The organism is Vibrio sp. LB10LO1, from assembly GCF_010092875.1.
GTDB classification, from domain to species: Bacteria; Pseudomonadota; Gammaproteobacteria; order Enterobacterales; family Vibrionaceae; genus Vibrio; species Vibrio campbellii.
Map to the genome: position 1 here is coordinate 68,643 of NZ_JAADJW010000015.1, position 16,359 is coordinate 85,001.

Below are 16,359 nucleotides of genomic sequence, written 5' to 3' on the forward strand. Positions count from 1 at the left end.
ATTCTTATGTTTTGTTGGTTTTATTTCCGTTGGATAACCAGTGGATAATTTCTATAAACAGAGTTATCCACAAGAGAGTGCAAATTTCGTGAATAATATCGGAAAACTTCCGCGACCTCGATCGAGCGAACAAGATAGATTCAGCTTAGCAGTCATGGCATTCTAAGCAGATCTATTAAGTACTGATTTGGATACAGACAATTATGGCAAGTATTCCTGAAAATCCGTTGATTCTGATCGACGGCTCTTCTTATCTATATCGCGCTTTTCACGCTTACCCTGGCACGATGAGTAACGGTGAAATTCCAACTAACGCAGTTTACGGTGTCGTAAACATGTTACGCAGCATGATGCGTCAGTTTGCTTCTGATCGTATCGCAGTGGTGTTCGATGCGAAGGGTAAAACCTTCCGTGACGATATGTACCCGGAATACAAAGCGAATCGCCCACCAATGCCGGACGATCTTCGTTGCCAGATTGAACCTCTACATAACGTTATTCGTGCTATGGGTCTGCCATTGATCTGTATTCCAGGTGTAGAAGCCGATGATGTGATTGGTACTCTGGCTTATCAAGCATCGCAACAAGGTATGCCTGTTTTGATCAGTACTGGCGATAAAGATATGGCGCAGTTGGTGGATGATAACGTTACGTTGATCAACACCATGACCAACGTCGTGATGGATCGTGAAGGTGTCGTTGAGAAGTTTGGTATCCCACCAGAATTGATCATCGACTACCTAGCGTTGATGGGCGATAAAGTCGATAACATTCCTGGCGTTCCGGGCGTGGGTGATAAAACCGCAACTGCTCTGCTACAAGGTATTGGCGGTCTGACAAAGCTGTATGAAAACCTCGATGATATTGCAGCGCTTGGCTTCCGTGGTTCAAAAACCATGGCGAAGAAGCTAGTCGATAACAAAGACAACGCAATGCTGTCTTACGAGCTTGCGACCATCAAGCTGGATGTGGAACTGGAAGAGACGCCAGAATCATTGCTAAAAGCAGAACCAAGCACCGATGAGCTGATCAAATTGTACGGTCAGTTGACGTTTAAGTCTTGGTTGAACGAGCTATTAGAAGGCGGCACAGGTGTAGTTGAAGCGGATGAATCAACCGGCGCTGCGCGTGGTGGTTCTGCTTCATCTAAAGCAGATATGGACACTTCAGCAGTAAAAATCGATCGTAGCCAGTACGAAACCATCCTAGATGAAGCTTCATTTAATGCTTGGTTAGACAAGCTAAAAGCGTCTGAATTATTTGCGTTTGATACCGAAACTGACAGCCTAGATTACATGGTGGCAAACTTGGTTGGTTTGTCATTTGCAACTGACGAAGGCATTGCTGCTTACGTACCAGTGGCTCATGACTACCTAGATGCGCCTCAGCAGCTGGATCGTGATTGGGTACTGGAACAGCTGAAGCCGATTCTTGAAGATGAGGCTCAGGCGAAAGTCGGTCAAAACCTAAAATACGATGCGTCTGTGCTGGCTCGCTACGGCATTGAGATGAAAGGCATCAAGCACGACACCATGTTGGCGTCTTACGTCTACAACAGTGTAGGCGGCAAGCACGATATGGACAGCTTGGCACTGCGCTTCCTACAGCACAGCTGCATCTCATTCGAGCAAATCGCAGGTAAAGGTAAAAACCAACTGACCTTCAACCAAATCGATCTGGATGAAGCTTCACCATATGCTGCAGAAGATGCAGACGTGACACTTCGTCTGCATAACCGTTTGTTTGCTAACATCGAACAAGATGAAAAGCTAAAAACCGTATACGAAGAAATCGAAATGCCACTTGTGCCCGTGCTGTCACGCATAGAGCGTACTGGTGTGTTGATTGATGACATGAAGCTTAGTGCGCAATCTGTAGAAATTGCTGCACGCCTGGATGAGCTTGAGCAAAAGGCGTACGAGATTGCTGAGCAAGAGTTCAACATGAACTCACCGAAGCAACTGCAAGCGCTTCTGTTTGAAAAAATGGGTCTACCAGTCATCAAGAAGACGCCATCAGGCACGCCTTCTACCAATGAAGAAGTGCTGCAAGAGCTGGCTTTGGATTACCCACTACCAAAACTGATTTTGGAATACCGTGGTCTGGCGAAGCTAAAATCAACTTACACCGATAAGTTGCCGAAGATGATCAACCCATCGACGGGTCGTGTGCATACTTCTTACCACCAAGCGGTGACCGCAACGGGTCGTCTATCATCCACCGATCCTAACTTGCAGAACATCCCAATTCGTAATGAAGAAGGTCGTCGTATTCGTCAGGCATTTGTTGCCCCTACGGGTTACAAGATTCTGGCAGTCGACTACTCTCAAATCGAATTGCGTATTATGGCGCACCTATCAGGTGACCAAGCACTGCTTGATGCGTTCCGTGACGGTAAAGATATCCACGCGGCAACCGCAGCAGAAATCATGGGCGTTTCTATTGAAGACGTTTCAAGTGAGCAACGTCGCCGTGCGAAAGCGGTTAACTTCGGTCTTATCTACGGCATGAGTGCGTTTGGTTTGGCGAAGCAACTGGGCATTCCTCGTGGTGAGGCACAAGCATACATGGACAAGTATTTCGAGCGCTACCCAGGCGTAATGCAGTACATGGAAGACACGCGCAGTGCGGCTTCAGAGCAAGGTTTCGTCGAGACAATCTTTGGTCGTCGCTTGCACCTTCCTGAAATTCAATCTCGCAACGGCATGCGTCGTAAGGCGGCAGAGCGTGCAGCGATCAACGCGCCGATGCAAGGCACCGCTGCGGACATCATCAAGAAAGCGATGCTGTTAGTTGATCAGTGGATTCAAGAAGAAGGCAATGGTCGAGTGAAACTTCTGATGCAAGTACACGATGAACTGGTGTTTGAAGTTGAAGAGTCGTCTTTGTCCGAAATTGAAAGTAAAGTACAGAATTTGATGGAATCTGCAGCAGAGCTGAAAGTGCCTCTAGTGGCAGAAGCGGGTCACGGTGACAACTGGGATCAAGCGCACTAGTCATTTTTAAGCCAATTTAGCCGATTTAATATGAGCCAGCGCACAAACGCTGGCTTTTTTGTGCCATTAAAAAAGCAAATCCGATCTGAGATTTAATGTTACTTAATAAAACTTTCATGAAAAAAAACTACAAAAGTTCTTTGCATATCTGACCAATTGTTGTACATTATCTCTCGTAGGGTACAGAGGTAAGATGTTCTATCTTTCAGACCTTTTGTTTCACGTTATTGGATTAGGCTGATTCAGCCGCCCCAGTCAGTTTTTGACTGGGGCGTTTTTTATTGGGCGAAAGAAAATTTTTCTTTTTGATCAATAAGTTAAACTAAACCCTCAAAAACCTTCTCTTTTGACCTCTCTAAGTCACTGCAAAATCACAAGTTTTCCTTCAAATTTATTGCGTTATTCATGCTGTAAATTTACGCCAGTCACACTATTATTTTTTCTTGAAAGAAACTAAGTTACGTACTTCTGATACTTTGTTTAACTTAACTATCTGAATATTAAAGTTATTGGATGGTTTGAGAGGAAATGTTTGGTATGAGGCAGGATGTAAGATTGCTTTTTAACCTATTGAAATCGAATCTCAGTTCAGTAATGCTTCGCCACATAACAATAATTACCAATTTTTCTCTCCCGTTATCCCTGCCAGGAAGGTGGGGATTTTTATTGCCTGAAATTCACGTTTTCCGATAGCGAATAAACAAAAGCCCCACCAAAAGGCAGGGCTGTGTCGAAAAATTTTAACAAATTTTGTTAATTATTCTTCGCCGTTCTCTGGAACGTCTTGCTCGTCTTCTTCAATCAAGTGTGCAAATGCTGGTGCAAACCAAGTGTCCAGTTTGGCACGAAGCTGATCGACACCTAGACCTTTCAGTGAAGAGAAAACATCAACCGATACGTCACCACCAAATGTTTCCACTTGTTTGCGGATTTTTAGCAGCGTTTGTTTGCGAGCACCGCTTTTCAGTTTGTCTGCTTTAGTCAGAAGAACTTGAACAGGGATGCGGCTGTCGATTGCCCAGAAAATCATTTGCTGATCGAGGTCTTTCATTGGGTGACGGATATCCATCAGAACCACCAAGCCTTTTAGGCACTCGCGTTTCTGTAGGTATTCACCTAATGATTTTTGCCATTTGTTCTTCATCTCAACCGGCACCTGAGCGAAGCCGTATCCTGGCAAATCGACAATGTGACAACCTTCTTCCACTTTGAAAAGGTTGATCAATTGAGTACGACCGGGTGTCTTTGATGTCTTCGCTAAGCTTTTTTGGTTAGTAAGACGGTTAAGTGCACTCGATTTACCAGCGTTTGAGCGTCCTGCAAACGCAATTTCGACACCTTCGTCCTCAGGTAAGTGACGAATATCGGGTGCGCTGGTGATGAAATGCGTGTTTTGGTAATGAATTTTTACGCTCACTGTTAACTCCATCTCGACTTTGTGTAGTCGATTGATTACTTTTTTGTGAAATTGTGTAAAATAACCGTGCTCGGCATAAGGTCGCCTATTGTACCATGAGTGTACGCGGTATGTTCACATTCCGTGGTACTGGAAGCTTGATAATTATAATGGAATGTCATGAAGAAATTAGCGCTAATTTTGAGTCTTTTAGCCAGTTGCTCAGTATGGGCCCAAGGTAATATTGAAGCTGGTAAAGCAAAATCACAAACTTGTGTCGCCTGTCACGGAGCGGACGGTAACAGTGCAATCGCAATGTACCCGAAACTTGCAGGCCAACACGCTAAGTATCTTGAGAAGCAGTTAAAAGATCTGAAACTAGGAATGACTAGTGGTGGTAAGCAAGGTCGTTACGACCCTGTAATGAGTGGTATGGCAATGCCACTGAGCGATGAAGACATCGCTGATCTATCTGCATACTACGCCTCTCTACCAATCTCAGAGAGCTCAACACCAGAAGACGTTGTTGAGAAAGGTAAAGTACTGTACACCGCTGGTGATGCAGAACGTGGTCTAACCGCATGTATCGCATGTCACGGCCCTCGTGGTAACGGCACTGAGCTTTCAGGTTTCCCTAAAATTTCTGGTCAGCACTCTGACTACATCAAAGCTCAGCTAGAGAAGTTCCGTGATGGTAACCGTGGTAACGATATGAATGCCATGATGCGTGACATCGCGAAGAAAATGACAGACGAAGACATCGAAGTTCTGTCGAAATACGTTGGCGGTCTGCACTAAACCCCTACAAAGTTCGAGCACAGTTATACAAATATGCCCTAGCGTTTTCGCTGGGGCATTTTTGTTGGTGAGAGCATTGGCTAACGTCCGGTACGTTAGTGATCTCAGTCACACATGGTGATTCAAGGTAAAGAGATAGTTCGCTCGGGGCTTTGTGAGATATTTGCCATACTTGTTCGATACTATTTCTCTCTCCTCGTTTTAAGTTATTGATAGAAATGGCTATTTATTTTTCTGGAAAAATTCGTATCAATAATTGCTTTCAATGACTTGTTGGTTTTTATCCAATCCGTAAAGTAGACATTGTTCACAGGGAGTGAATCACAGGAATTTAGACCATGGATATGAGGTCTCCAAGGACGCAAACGAAGGATGTTTGGTAGTCGGAAAAGGGACTTAGATAGGCAAGGGGCCTATCAGATATGGATGGTCATCTAGTCTAACGGTTAAGACAGCGAAACGGATCAAGCTCAGGAAGTAGCTCAGCTGACAGGAAGTAAAAGGATAGCCAAAACTCATCAGGAAGATGAAGAACAACACTTTTTGGCATGGAAAGCTCGAAAAACAAAAGGATTCTTGGTGCACCAAATGAGTGCAACACAGTTTCGCCACCAATGGTGGCATTCAGAAAGCGACAGTCTCACTGTCGCTTTTTTTATATCTATTTTTCCTAATCAAAGTTTTTTTAATAAAAACTGCTGAAAAAGTATCCAGTAACACTCCAATCTGAGTCCACTTTCTGGTATGTTTCGCATCCCTGTTTGAGGAAGTCAGCATGCACACCTGTCCTTTATGCCAGAATCAGCGCACTCACCACTTTTTTGAAGACAAGCAACGCGAGTATCTTCAGTGTGAGCAGTGCAGTTTGGTATTCGTCAATCCAGATCAACGTTTGGATGCGGAAACTGAAAAAGCTCACTATGATCTGCATGAGAACAATCCTGAAGATATGGGATATCGCCGCTTTTTGGCGAGAATTGCTGATCCAATCTCAGAGCGAATTTCACCACAATCGAACGGAATCGACTTTGGTTGTGGTCCGGGCCCAACGCTTTCCTTAATGTTAGAAGAAGCGGGGCACAACATGGCGTTGTACGATCTTTACTATCACCCAGATACTTGTGTGTTAGAAAAGCAGTATGACTTCATGACAGCAACAGAGGTGATCGAACACCTCTACCACCCAGATTTGGTGTGGAAGCAATGGTTGAATTTAGTTAAGCCAGGTGGCTGGATAGGCCTGATGACGAAAATGGTCATCGACGTAGAAGCCTTTCGGACATGGCATTATAAGAACGATCCTACACACGTGGTGTTCTTTAGCCGTGACACGTTCCAGTTCCTAGCAGAGCGGGATAAGCTCGAACTCGAATTTATTGGTAATGATGTAATTTTACTGAGGAAGACCCAGTAATGAGCCGTAAAAAGAAATCAAGAAAGCCGGGTGCCTCTGGCGCACCTGAGTTTGTCGTCACTCGTAACCGTACAGAGTCAGATGTAGAAGGTCGTCTACGCAAGCGTGCGAAAAAGCGCAAAGGCTTGAAGACTGGTAGCCGTAACTCTGATGCTGAAGAGCAGAAGAGACAAGCAGCAGCACAGAAACGTGATCCTCGCCTAGGCAGCAAGAAGAAAATCCCTCTGATTGTTGAACCGGTGAAGAAGCAAACCAAACAAGAGCGTCGTCTATCTGCAGAGCAAGAGCTGGAGATGCTAGAGAACGATGCGCAATTGAATGTGTTGTTGGATCGCATCGAAGCGGGTGAGAATCTAGGCACTGGTCTACAAAAATACGTAGACGAGAAGCTAGATCGCATCGAGAAGCTGATGGATCAACTGGGTCTACTAGAGCCGGAAGAAGACGAAGACTTTACTGCACCAGCGGCGAAAGGTTCTCGTAACGACGATGATCTGTTAGCAGACTTCGACGATATCAACTTCGACGACTACAAAGGATAAGTAATTCATGAACGTAACCTTATTAGCGATTGCGGGTGCAGTGATCATTATCGCGCTGGCTTCTTATGCAGGTTACCTTCTGCTTCAATTGAAAAAGCAAAAGGAATTGCAGCTGAAGCATCAAAAATTGGCGATCGATAAGCGTAACGCCAACATTTTTGAGAACGTGCATACCTTGTGTCAGGCGGGCATCCAAGGCCAGTGTGATTTGTCGGAAATCAGTATCCGTGTTTACAACATCATGGACTATGTTCAAGGTGAAGACCGTGTTGATTTTGACGCCACATATCCTGCGATTTCAGAGCTTTACCATGTCGTGAAAGATATGGCGCGTGGCGAAGATCGTCAGAACCTTGCCAAGAAAGAACGTATGCAGCAGAACTTGACGCGTCATAAAGCAGAACAACGCTTAGCGGACGCGATCATCGAAGAGCTCAAAGTGTTGCAAAAAAACGTTAAGCCACTGAATAACCAAATCAATATTCAGATGATCTAATTGCTGCCCCTAATGGTTTCCTTATAACTATTGGGGGTATCGTGATCACGCTAGCACTTCTTTAGTTTTATACTTAAAAAGCCGCCTGTGGCTGCCGTAGTTGTCATCGTCGTATGGCAGAATAACGGTTTCTGAATATTGGGGGACGGCTTTCGTCTCCCTCGCATTTTACGGAAAGTACCACCATGTCGAATCAACATACTGAATCGAAACAGCAAATCGTCTGGGATCAAGCGGTATTGGATAAGTACAACTATTCCGGTCCGCGTTACACGTCGTACCCGACAGCACTGGAGTTTCATGAAGCGTTTACCATTTCGGACTACGATATGGCATGCACTCAGTACCCAGATCGTCCGCTGTCTTTGTACGTTCACATTCCGTTCTGTCATAAGCTTTGCTACTACTGTGGCTGTAATAAAGTGATTACTCGCCATTCGCACAAAGCTGACGAATATTTGGATGTACTTGAGCACGAGATCCGCCAACGCGCGTCACTATTGGGTGAACGCCAAGTGACTCAATTGCATTTTGGTGGTGGTACACCAACTTTCCTATCTGAGAAGCAGATTACGCGTGTGATGGACTTGTTGCGCCAAGAGTTCACTTTCAGTGCCGATGCGGAAATCAGTATTGAAGTTGATCCACGTGAGATTGAGCTCACTATGCTGGATCACTTACGCAGTGAAGGCTTTAACCGTCTAAGTATTGGTGTACAAGACTTCAACAAAGAAGTTCAGCAGCTTGTGAACCGTGAGCAAGATGAGGAATTTATCTTTGCGATGGTTGCTCGTGCAAAAGAGCTTGGTTTCCGCTCTACTAACCTTGATTTGATTTACGGCTTGCCGAAGCAAACCAAGGCATCTTTTGCGAAGACACTAGAGCAAGTGCTAGAAATGCAGCCGGGTCGTTTGTCCGTGTTTAACTACGCGCACATGCCACAACTGTTTGCGGCGCAGCGTAAGATTAAAGATGAAGATCTGCCAAAAGCGGAAGAGAAGATGGCGATTCTGCAAGATACCATCGCGACGCTAACAGGTGCTGGTTACCAGTTTATCGGTATGGATCACTTTGCTATGCCGGATGATGAGCTTGCTGTGGCTCAGCGTGAAGGCATTTTGCACCGCAACTTCCAAGGCTACACTACACAAGGTGAATGCGACTTGGTTGGCTTTGGTGTTTCGGCGATTTCAATGATTGGTGATGCGTACGCGCAAAACCAGAAAGAATTGAAGAAGTACTACGCACAGGTGAATGAATCTCGCCACGCGCTGTGGAAAGGTGTTTCACTGGATGCGGATGACTTATTGCGCCGTGAAGTGATCAAACAGCTTATCTGTAACTTCAAGCTGGATAAGAAGTCGATTGAGTCTGAGTTCGGCGTGAAGTTCGAGCAATACTTCAAAGAAGATTTAGGTCTACTGCAAACCTTCATCAATGATGAATTGGTGGAAGTGGATGACAACGAAATTCGCGTAACACTGCGTGGCCGCCTTCTGATTCGTAACATTTGTATGTGCTTTGATAAGTACCTACGAGCGAAAGCGCGTCAACAGCAATTCTCTCGCGTGATTTAATCTCTTACGGATTTCGGATATGAAAAATGCCAGCAAATGCTGGCATTTTTCATATCTTTCGCGGCAATTATACGCGATCTTTTACTTTTTCTTTCAGTTCAGTTTTCTCTGCATCTGATAGGAAAGCGATGTCTAGGCCGTTGATTTGCGCTTGGCGAATTTGCTCTTGAGTCAGGCCTGCTGCTGGTGCCGCCACTTCGTATTCGTATGGCAGTTCAATACCTTCCACCGCTGGATCGTCCGTGTTCAGACATGCAAGTACACCGTGCTTAAGGAATTGCTTAAGAGGGTGGTTAGCTAGTGATTCAACTGTACTGGTCTGGAAGTTTGACGTTAGGCAAGATTCAATACCAATGCGGTTTTCTGCAAGATAGTCCATCAGTTTAGGATCGTGGATTGCTTTCACTCCGTGGCCGATACGTGTTGCACCAAGCTCTTGAATTGCTTGCCACATGCTCTCTGCACCCGCCGCTTCACCAGCGTGTACGGTCACGTTCAGGCCTGCGTCGCGAACTTGTTTAAAGTGAGACACAAAACGATCACCCGGTTGACCAAGTTCATCACCAGCTAGGTCAACGGCAACCATGTGGTCTTTCTGACTAAGAATCGCATCCAGCTCTTGCTGACAAGCGTCAGTGCCGAAAGTACGGCTCATGATACCGATTAGGTTTGCCTTGATGCCGAAATCACGCATACCCGCTTGTACGCCATCAACCACGGCTTCTACCACACCAGCTACAGGTAGTTTGTGTTTCATTGCCATGTAGTAAGGTGAGAAGCGAAGTTCGGCATAGTCGATTTGTGCATTAAGTGCGTCTTCTACGTTTTCGTAAGCAACGCGGCGACATGCGTCTAGATCGCCCAACACTGCCACGCCCCAATCAAGCTTAGAAAGGAAAGCAACAAGAGATGGCTCAGCTTCAACAATTTGAACGTGTGGTGTTAGCGACTCGATATCGTAAGCTGGTAGAGCAATACCAAATTGCTGGCCAAGCTCAAGAATAGTCTTAGTGCGAATGTTGCCGTCAAGGTGACGGTGCAAATCAGTTAGGGGAAGATTCTTAGTTATCATTATGTCGATCCGGGTTTTTTGTTGTGAACAGGAACTCAGCCCAAACATTATCAATGACAATACATGGGGAAGATTTGCAGTTAAGTATAAATAACAGTTAGGTAGATTGTCAGTAGACGATGACTAGGAAATCAACGATTTCAGCTGTTTTCTACTTCATGTTAACCAAATGTGTTGGCCATTCTTCCATCGCCATCGGGCGGCTATAGTAGAAGCCTTGAACTTGGTCACAGCCAAGTGAACGGAGCAGTTGTGCTTGTACTGCGGTTTCAACTCCTTCCGCGACCACATTCGCTTTCATACCTTTCGTGATATTGATGATCGCCGCTACCACTGAGCTGTCGAGATTCTCTTTGGTCAGACGGTTAATGAAGGTGCGATCTATCTTCAAACAGGTGAATGGCAGAGCATGCAAGTAGGCGAGTGACGAGTAACCCGTACCGAAATCGTCAATCCCAATACCCAGCCCCATCTCTCTGAGCTTGATTAAGTTATCTAGCGTGGTTGGTGCGCTATCAATGATACGCGACTCGGTGATCTCTAATGTTACGTTGGTTGCCGATAGACCTGTTTTAAGCAGTATTTTCGCGACAGATTCGACGAAGTTAGGGCTCGATAACTGATGAACGGACACATTGACGTGTAGCTGGAAGTTTTCAGGCCATTGCTTATTGTCGATGGCTTTACGTGTGTCACGGCAAGCTTGAAGTAGGATTTGTTGGCCAATCGCTTTGATCATGCCATTTTCTTCAGCGATAGGAATGAAGTCCAATGGGGAAATCATACCTGATTCACTGTGCCAGCGTGCGAGCGCTTCTGCACCACAAATATTGCCGCTCTCAAGGTCAATAATTGGTTGGTAGAAAGGAACGAATTCATGATTATCAATGCCCGTTTGAATCTTCGCCAGCATTTGTGTCCGGAACTTAGATGCACTCGCCATCTCTGGACTGTAGTGACACACGCTGGTGCGCGAGTCTTGCTTGGCAGAGCTCAGAGCAATACTTGCGTTACGTAACCAGAGCGGCATGCTTTGCGAAGCTTGCGTACGCACGACGCCGATAGAGATCTTTATCACCACGGTTTCTCCGTCTAGCATAAACGGAGCAGCGAGCAACTGTTGTAGGCGTCGTTCTGTCGAGCGTATCTCTTCATCGTCGTGTGTGTTTGGCATAAATACCGCAAACTCATCACCGCCGATTCGAGCTAGAATTGCTTCATCTTGCAACTGCTGTTTTAGGCGTTCAGCGATGTGGACCAGCAGTTGATCACCATTGTGATGGCCGATGCTGTCATTGATATCTCTAAATTTGTTGATCCCGATAAGGTACAAGCTGCTTTGACCTGAATGAGTTAAGGTTTCACTTACTTCAATTAAACCTTGTCGGCTGTATAAGCGCGTTAAGGAGTCAAATTCGAGTTGCTCGCGAAGCGCTTTGAATGAGGCTTTTAGGTTGCTGGCCATTTCATTAAATGCTTGTACTAACACCGTCGTTTCGTACACGTAACCTGGGCGAGGCATTGTACTATCCCAATCCCCTTTGGCTAAGTGCTGCGCCGCTGTTGCCGTGGCATTGATAGGGCGAGTAACGCGATTGAATATCAGTAGGCTAATCCCAACACCAAATAAGCTCACCAAGGCCCCGACCATCCAACTTTTCTGTTGGCTATTGGGTAGGTTACCGAGTAGATCGGTTTCAGAAACCGAAGTGCCAATAAACCAAGTTAAGCCATTGGCGTCATGATATGGCGTGATACGACTAAAGGTGCGCTGACCATTGAAGTCGAACTCGAATGTGTAAGGTTTGTCGCTGTGGCTGAGGTCTTGGCCCATTAGGCGAGACGCACTCATTTGGATGATAGGATCTGCACTTTCCGAAGCCAGTAAACGCTGTCCCTTTTCTGAGAACTTTGTTCCCCAAGAAATCACACTGCCTTGCCCTGAATGCGCCACTAAGCGGTGTTCCTGATCCATGATGTAAACGGATGCACTGGTGTCTCGCTTGAGATCTTGTAAGAACAAGTTAAAGGTGTTGATGCGAATGTCGGTAACTAGGACTCCTGCAAACTCACCCAGCTCGTAAATGGGAGTCATGGCCGAAAGGGTGATGTCTTGGCGCTCATCGGCATTGGCGTAAATCGGTGACCAACGGGCTCTGTGGTCTTGAGCGACGGGCTGATACCAAGGGCGGGTGCGAGGGTCGTAAGGAGCAATCACAGTACGAATATCATCACTGACGTCTTCACTGCCGTAAATAACCAAATTACCATCAGTACGATGGTCTTGAACCATCAGCGTGTAGCTGTCACCCGCTTCGCGTCGGTAGCCGGTAAAGTCACCGGATTCAGATCCAAATGCAATCACATCCAGCTGCGGTATTGAGTGGTACAAATCTTTAAATGCACTCAACAAATAAGCTTGGATATCTTTGGTGTCGTTAGGATGATATAAGTTGTGGTAGCTAACGTTGTGCCCCAGCGCATTGACTGCGGTGAAAGGTTTACGCAGGTAGTCATTGAGGTGGTCGTGAACACTTTCAGTCAATACTGAAAGTTGCTTGTCACTGATGTCGGTAACAACTTCCTCATAGCTCTGTTTTTGGACGTAGACAATCACACCGATAGCCAGCAGAAAAATCATCACGAAAGGGATGAGAACAGCAGTACGTAGTGTAATTTGAGTCGTCGCGTTTGACATTGCCTAGTCACATAAGGGGTGTCGTACCATAATTGTACTGACACTTAGGTTATCAAGCGAGGGAAAAATTGTGCGCTTGATAACCATTAGCCAAACTCGTATCCGTTCGAGATCAGTACAATTCTTTCAATTTTCGGGTTAGGGTATTGCGTCCCCATCCTAGTACTTTAGCGGCATCTTGCTTGTGACCTTTAGTGTGTTCTAACGCAGCTTCCAATAAAATGCGTTCAAACTCAGGTAATGCGTAGGAAAGCAGCTCTTTATCTCCAGCTTCTAAGGCTTGGCGAGCCCAATCTGCTAATTGATCTTGCCAGCTGCCGCTGGTGGTTTCCGTGGCGATTTTCTTCTCTTCCAGCAACTCTGCGGGTAAATCACTTGGCAAGACTTCACTACCGCTTGCCATAACGGTCAGCCAACGGCAGATGTTTTCCAGTTGACGCACGTTACCTGGCCAGTCAAGACGGTTCAAAATCTCCACCGAAGAGGGGTGCAGGGTTTTGGTTTCAACACCGAGTTCATCCGCCGCTCGAACGAGGAAGTGTTGTGTCAGCTTCTCTATGTCTTGCTTACGTTCTCTTAGTGCAGGGATCTGAACACGAATGACATTCAAGCGGTGGAATAAATCCTCACGGAAATCGCCTTCGTGTACCAATTTTTCAAGGTTTTGGTGGGTGGCTGCAACAATACGTACGTCGACACGAATTGGAGAGTGGCCGCCGACGCGGTAGAACTGACCGTCCGCCAAAACACGTAGCAAACGAGTTTGGATGTCTAGCGGCATGTCACCGATTTCGTCCAAAAACAGGGTGCCACCATTGGCCTGCTCAAAACGACCTTGACGGACGCTATTCGCACCAGTAAACGCCCCCTTCTCATGACCAAACAGTTCCGATTCAATCAAGTCTTTCGGGATTGCAGCCATATTGAGGGCAATAAAAGGTTTGTTGGCGCGCGGGCTGTGGCGGTGCAGGGCATGAGCAACTAACTCTTTACCGGTACCAGATTCACCGTTGATTAGAACGGAAATAGAAGAACGCGATAAGCGACCGATGGCGCGAAACACTTCTTGCATCGCTGGTGCTTCACCAATGATTTCAGGCGTATCGGTTGGGATGTCGTCCGGCAGAAGTTGCTCGCGCTTATTCTCTTGGCTATGGGCTATCGCGCGTTCTACTAGCGTTAACGTCTCGTCAATATCAAATGGCTTTGGTAGGTATTCGAAAGCGCCCTTTTGGTACGCGTTCACCGCAGCATCCAAATCGGAATGCGCTGTCATGATGATCACGGGTAGGTCTGGGTAGTCACGTTGAACTTGTTTGAGTAGCTCTAAGCCATCGATTCCCGGCATGCGAATGTCTGAAACCAAAACGTCTGGTACTTCGCGCTCTAGCGCCATTAACACGCTTTCCCCATCCGCATAGGTTTCGCATTTGATGTTGGCAGAGGAGAGGGTTTTCTCCATTACCCAACGAATCGAACTGTCGTCATCGACGACCCAAACATATCCTTTACTCATGTAATAAATCCTTGCAGCAAAAGCCTAAAAACTGACGAATTGAACAGTCTTTCAATCAAGTCAGATTGGCAAATAAATCGTAAAAGTGGTGTGACCCGGCCAGCTCTCGACATCAATCTTGCCGTTGTGCTGGTCGATCAAATTTTGTGAAATTGACAGCCCAAGTCCTGTGCCGCCCTCACGGCCACTGACCATCGGGTAGAAGAGGGTGTCTTGTAACTCGGGTGGAATGCCTGGACCGTTATCGGTGATCTCGACGCGAGCCGCGAGTTTGCAACGCTGGCCATGAATGTTGGCTTGATGCACCGTTCTGGTGCGTATGGTTATTTTGCCGTGCTCTTGGTGAGAGAGGATTTGCGCCGCATTGCTAACAATGTTGAGCATCGCCTGCTCGATTTGGTCAGCGTCCATCAAGATCTCTGGCAAGCTCGGGTCGTAATCACGCTCAATCACAACCGAATGCTGAGATTCTAACTCCACCAATTGGCGCACCTTTTCAAGCACTTGGTGTAGGTTCTCTTGGGTCTTTTTGCCCGGTTTTTGAGGCCCTAGCAAGCGATCGACTAATGCTCTCAAGCGGTCGGCCTGTTCAATGATGATGTGGGTGTATTCCGTCAAAGAAGGATCGGGCAGCATTTTCTCCAGTAGCTGTGCTGCACCGCGTAAGCCGCCGAGAGGGTTTTTGATTTCATGCGCCAAACCACGCACCAAAAGCTTCGCCGCCTGTTGTTGGGCGTGTTGGTTAAGCTCTTGAGTGAGGCGGCGTTGTTGGTCAATTTTACGCATCTCAACCAGCAGCATTAACTGCTTCTGCCATGTGATCGGGCTGACAGTCACTTCCAGCATCAAAGGGCGGCCATCAACCACAAAGGTCACGTCACTGTCCGTGATGCTTTGTCCGCTCTGTAGAGGTTGCGTAAGTAGCGCGAGATCCAATGACGCATGCTGAATCAGCTGAGACAACGACTGCTCGACAATACGCTTGGCGCTTTGTGAGAACAATAACTCAGCCGCAGGGTTGGCGTAGCGAACGGCTAATCCATCATCGAGAATCAGCGTTGCTGTCACCATGTTGTTGAGAATAGCACTGGAGAGACTGGTATCCACATTACGTCCTTGTTTGCGTTGTATTTGTGCGCTGCACTATATTGGTGCAATAGAACGTAAGTATGGCGAATAAACCTAAGAAGAAAAAGTGAAAAGCGCCATCAGAGTGCGGTTTTTTTCACTTAATATTCTACTTTGCCCCTTTAATGGTCGGCTTGATACTCGCTCTATGTAAATGCACCGTTATAGGGCTAGTAGATGCAATAAGCTTGCCGCTTCTTTTGGCTTGTACCGCGAGGGTGTGTGTACCACGATCGATGTTCTTCAATTGCCAAGTTAAACGGCTTTGTGGCGCCCCATATGGCTTACCATCAAGGAAGAGTTGCAACTGCTCGCCAATCCCCAATTTACGGTTGGCTTCGAGTTGGATATTGATAGCGCCAGGGTTGCTGCGAATGGTTTCATCATGCTGTGGCGTGAGCATAGAAAGGGAAAGAGGTAGTGGCTTTTCTAACTTTGTTTGCTCATCTGTTGTGGGCTCTGATGTCGTTTTTGCTTGTGGTGCCAGAGACTCGGTACTTTCTACTTTTGGTGCTGGCGCACTGGATTCTAGATTAGGTAGCGAGATGGCTTTTGCGCCTTGGTGTGGAGTATCGCTAAAATGCACAACGCCGTCTTTATCGACCCAAGTGTAAGCGACTTGAGCAGAGGCTGTTGTGGCGATCAGTAAGCCACTTAAGGCGCATAGCGATGGTAAAAGCTGAACTTTCATTGCTCACCTTCTTTTGATAGATGATTTCACGTTTG

Annotated in this window: 12 protein-coding genes; 6 read left to right on the forward strand and 6 right to left on the reverse strand. The window is 46.5% G+C overall.

Annotation, left to right across the window (positions count from 1 at the left end; all coding sequences use genetic code 11):
- Window positions 1-203 precede the first annotated feature (203 nt).
- On the forward strand, window positions 204-2,996 hold the full coding sequence (polA, locus tag GXP65_RS13005) for a DNA polymerase I (protein ID WP_045402661.1): 2,793 nt from the start codon (window positions 204-206) through the stop codon (window positions 2,994-2,996).
- 757 nt (window positions 2,997-3,753) lie between these two features.
- On the opposite strand, the gene yihA is transcribed toward polA, so the two are convergent.
- A complete protein-coding gene (gene yihA, locus GXP65_RS13010) occupies window positions 3,754-4,413 on the reverse strand; it encodes a ribosome biogenesis GTP-binding protein YihA/YsxC (protein WP_005429993.1) in 660 nt (219 codons plus the stop codon).
- A gap of 159 nt (window positions 4,414-4,572) precedes the next feature.
- Here yihA and GXP65_RS13015 point away from each other — a divergent pair, with 159 nt between their 5' ends.
- The 5 genes from GXP65_RS13015 (at window position 4,573) to hemN (ending at window position 9,219) form a co-directional block, all read left to right on the forward strand.
- A complete protein-coding gene (locus GXP65_RS13015; RefSeq protein ID WP_005430024.1) occupies window positions 4,573-5,190 on the forward strand; it encodes a c-type cytochrome in 618 nt (205 codons plus the stop codon).
- 775 nt (window positions 5,191-5,965) lie between these two features.
- A complete protein-coding gene (locus GXP65_RS13020) occupies window positions 5,966-6,604 on the forward strand; it encodes a class I SAM-dependent methyltransferase (protein WP_005430039.1) in 639 nt (212 codons plus the stop codon).
- Entirely contained in the window at window positions 6,604-7,146 is a 543-nt protein-coding gene (gene yihI / locus GXP65_RS13025; RefSeq protein ID WP_045402659.1) for a Der GTPase-activating protein YihI, read from the forward strand. Before GXP65_RS13020 ends, yihI begins: the two co-directional genes overlap by 1 nt.
- 7 nt (window positions 7,147-7,153) lie before the next feature.
- Window positions 7,154-7,642 (forward strand): DUF2489 domain-containing protein, encoded by a 489-nt coding sequence (locus tag GXP65_RS13030; protein ID WP_162093001.1) that lies wholly within the window; start codon window positions 7,154-7,156, stop codon window positions 7,640-7,642.
- A 185-nt stretch (window positions 7,643-7,827) separates the two neighbouring features.
- On the forward strand, window positions 7,828-9,219 hold the full coding sequence (gene hemN, locus GXP65_RS13035) for an oxygen-independent coproporphyrinogen III oxidase (RefSeq protein WP_005529036.1): 1,392 nt from the start codon (window positions 7,828-7,830) through the stop codon (window positions 9,217-9,219).
- A gap of 67 nt (window positions 9,220-9,286) precedes the next feature.
- Here the strand turns inward: hemN and add are convergent, their stop codons facing one another.
- The 5 genes from add to GXP65_RS13060 all read right to left on the reverse strand — a co-directional run bounded on the left by add (window position 9,287) and on the right by GXP65_RS13060 (window position 16,324).
- On the reverse strand, window positions 9,287-10,291 hold the full coding sequence (gene add, locus GXP65_RS13040; RefSeq protein WP_162093002.1) for an adenosine deaminase: 1,005 nt from the start codon (window positions 10,289-10,291) through the stop codon (window positions 9,287-9,289).
- Between the two features lie 151 nt (window positions 10,292-10,442).
- Window positions 10,443-12,989 carry an EAL domain-containing protein gene (locus tag GXP65_RS13045; RefSeq protein WP_162093003.1) on the reverse strand — a complete coding sequence of 849 codons (2,547 nt, stop codon included), beginning with the start codon at window positions 12,987-12,989 and terminating at the stop codon, window positions 10,443-10,445.
- Window positions 12,990-13,101: 112 nt separating this feature from the next.
- The gene (gene glnG, locus GXP65_RS13050; protein ID WP_038890201.1) at window positions 13,102-14,505 is read right to left on the reverse strand and encodes a nitrogen regulation protein NR(I); all 1,404 of its coding nucleotides are present in this window, start codon (window positions 14,503-14,505) and stop codon (window positions 13,102-13,104) included.
- Window positions 14,506-14,565: 60 nt separating this feature from the next.
- A complete protein-coding gene (gene glnL, locus GXP65_RS13055) occupies window positions 14,566-15,612 on the reverse strand; it encodes a nitrogen regulation protein NR(II) (protein WP_009707979.1) in 1,047 nt (348 codons plus the stop codon).
- A 130-nt stretch (window positions 15,613-15,742) separates the two neighbouring features.
- Complete coding sequence (locus GXP65_RS13060; protein WP_162093004.1) at window positions 15,743-16,324, reverse strand: DUF4124 domain-containing protein; 582 nt, start codon at window positions 16,322-16,324, stop codon at window positions 15,743-15,745.
- Window positions 16,325-16,359 lie beyond the last annotated feature (35 nt).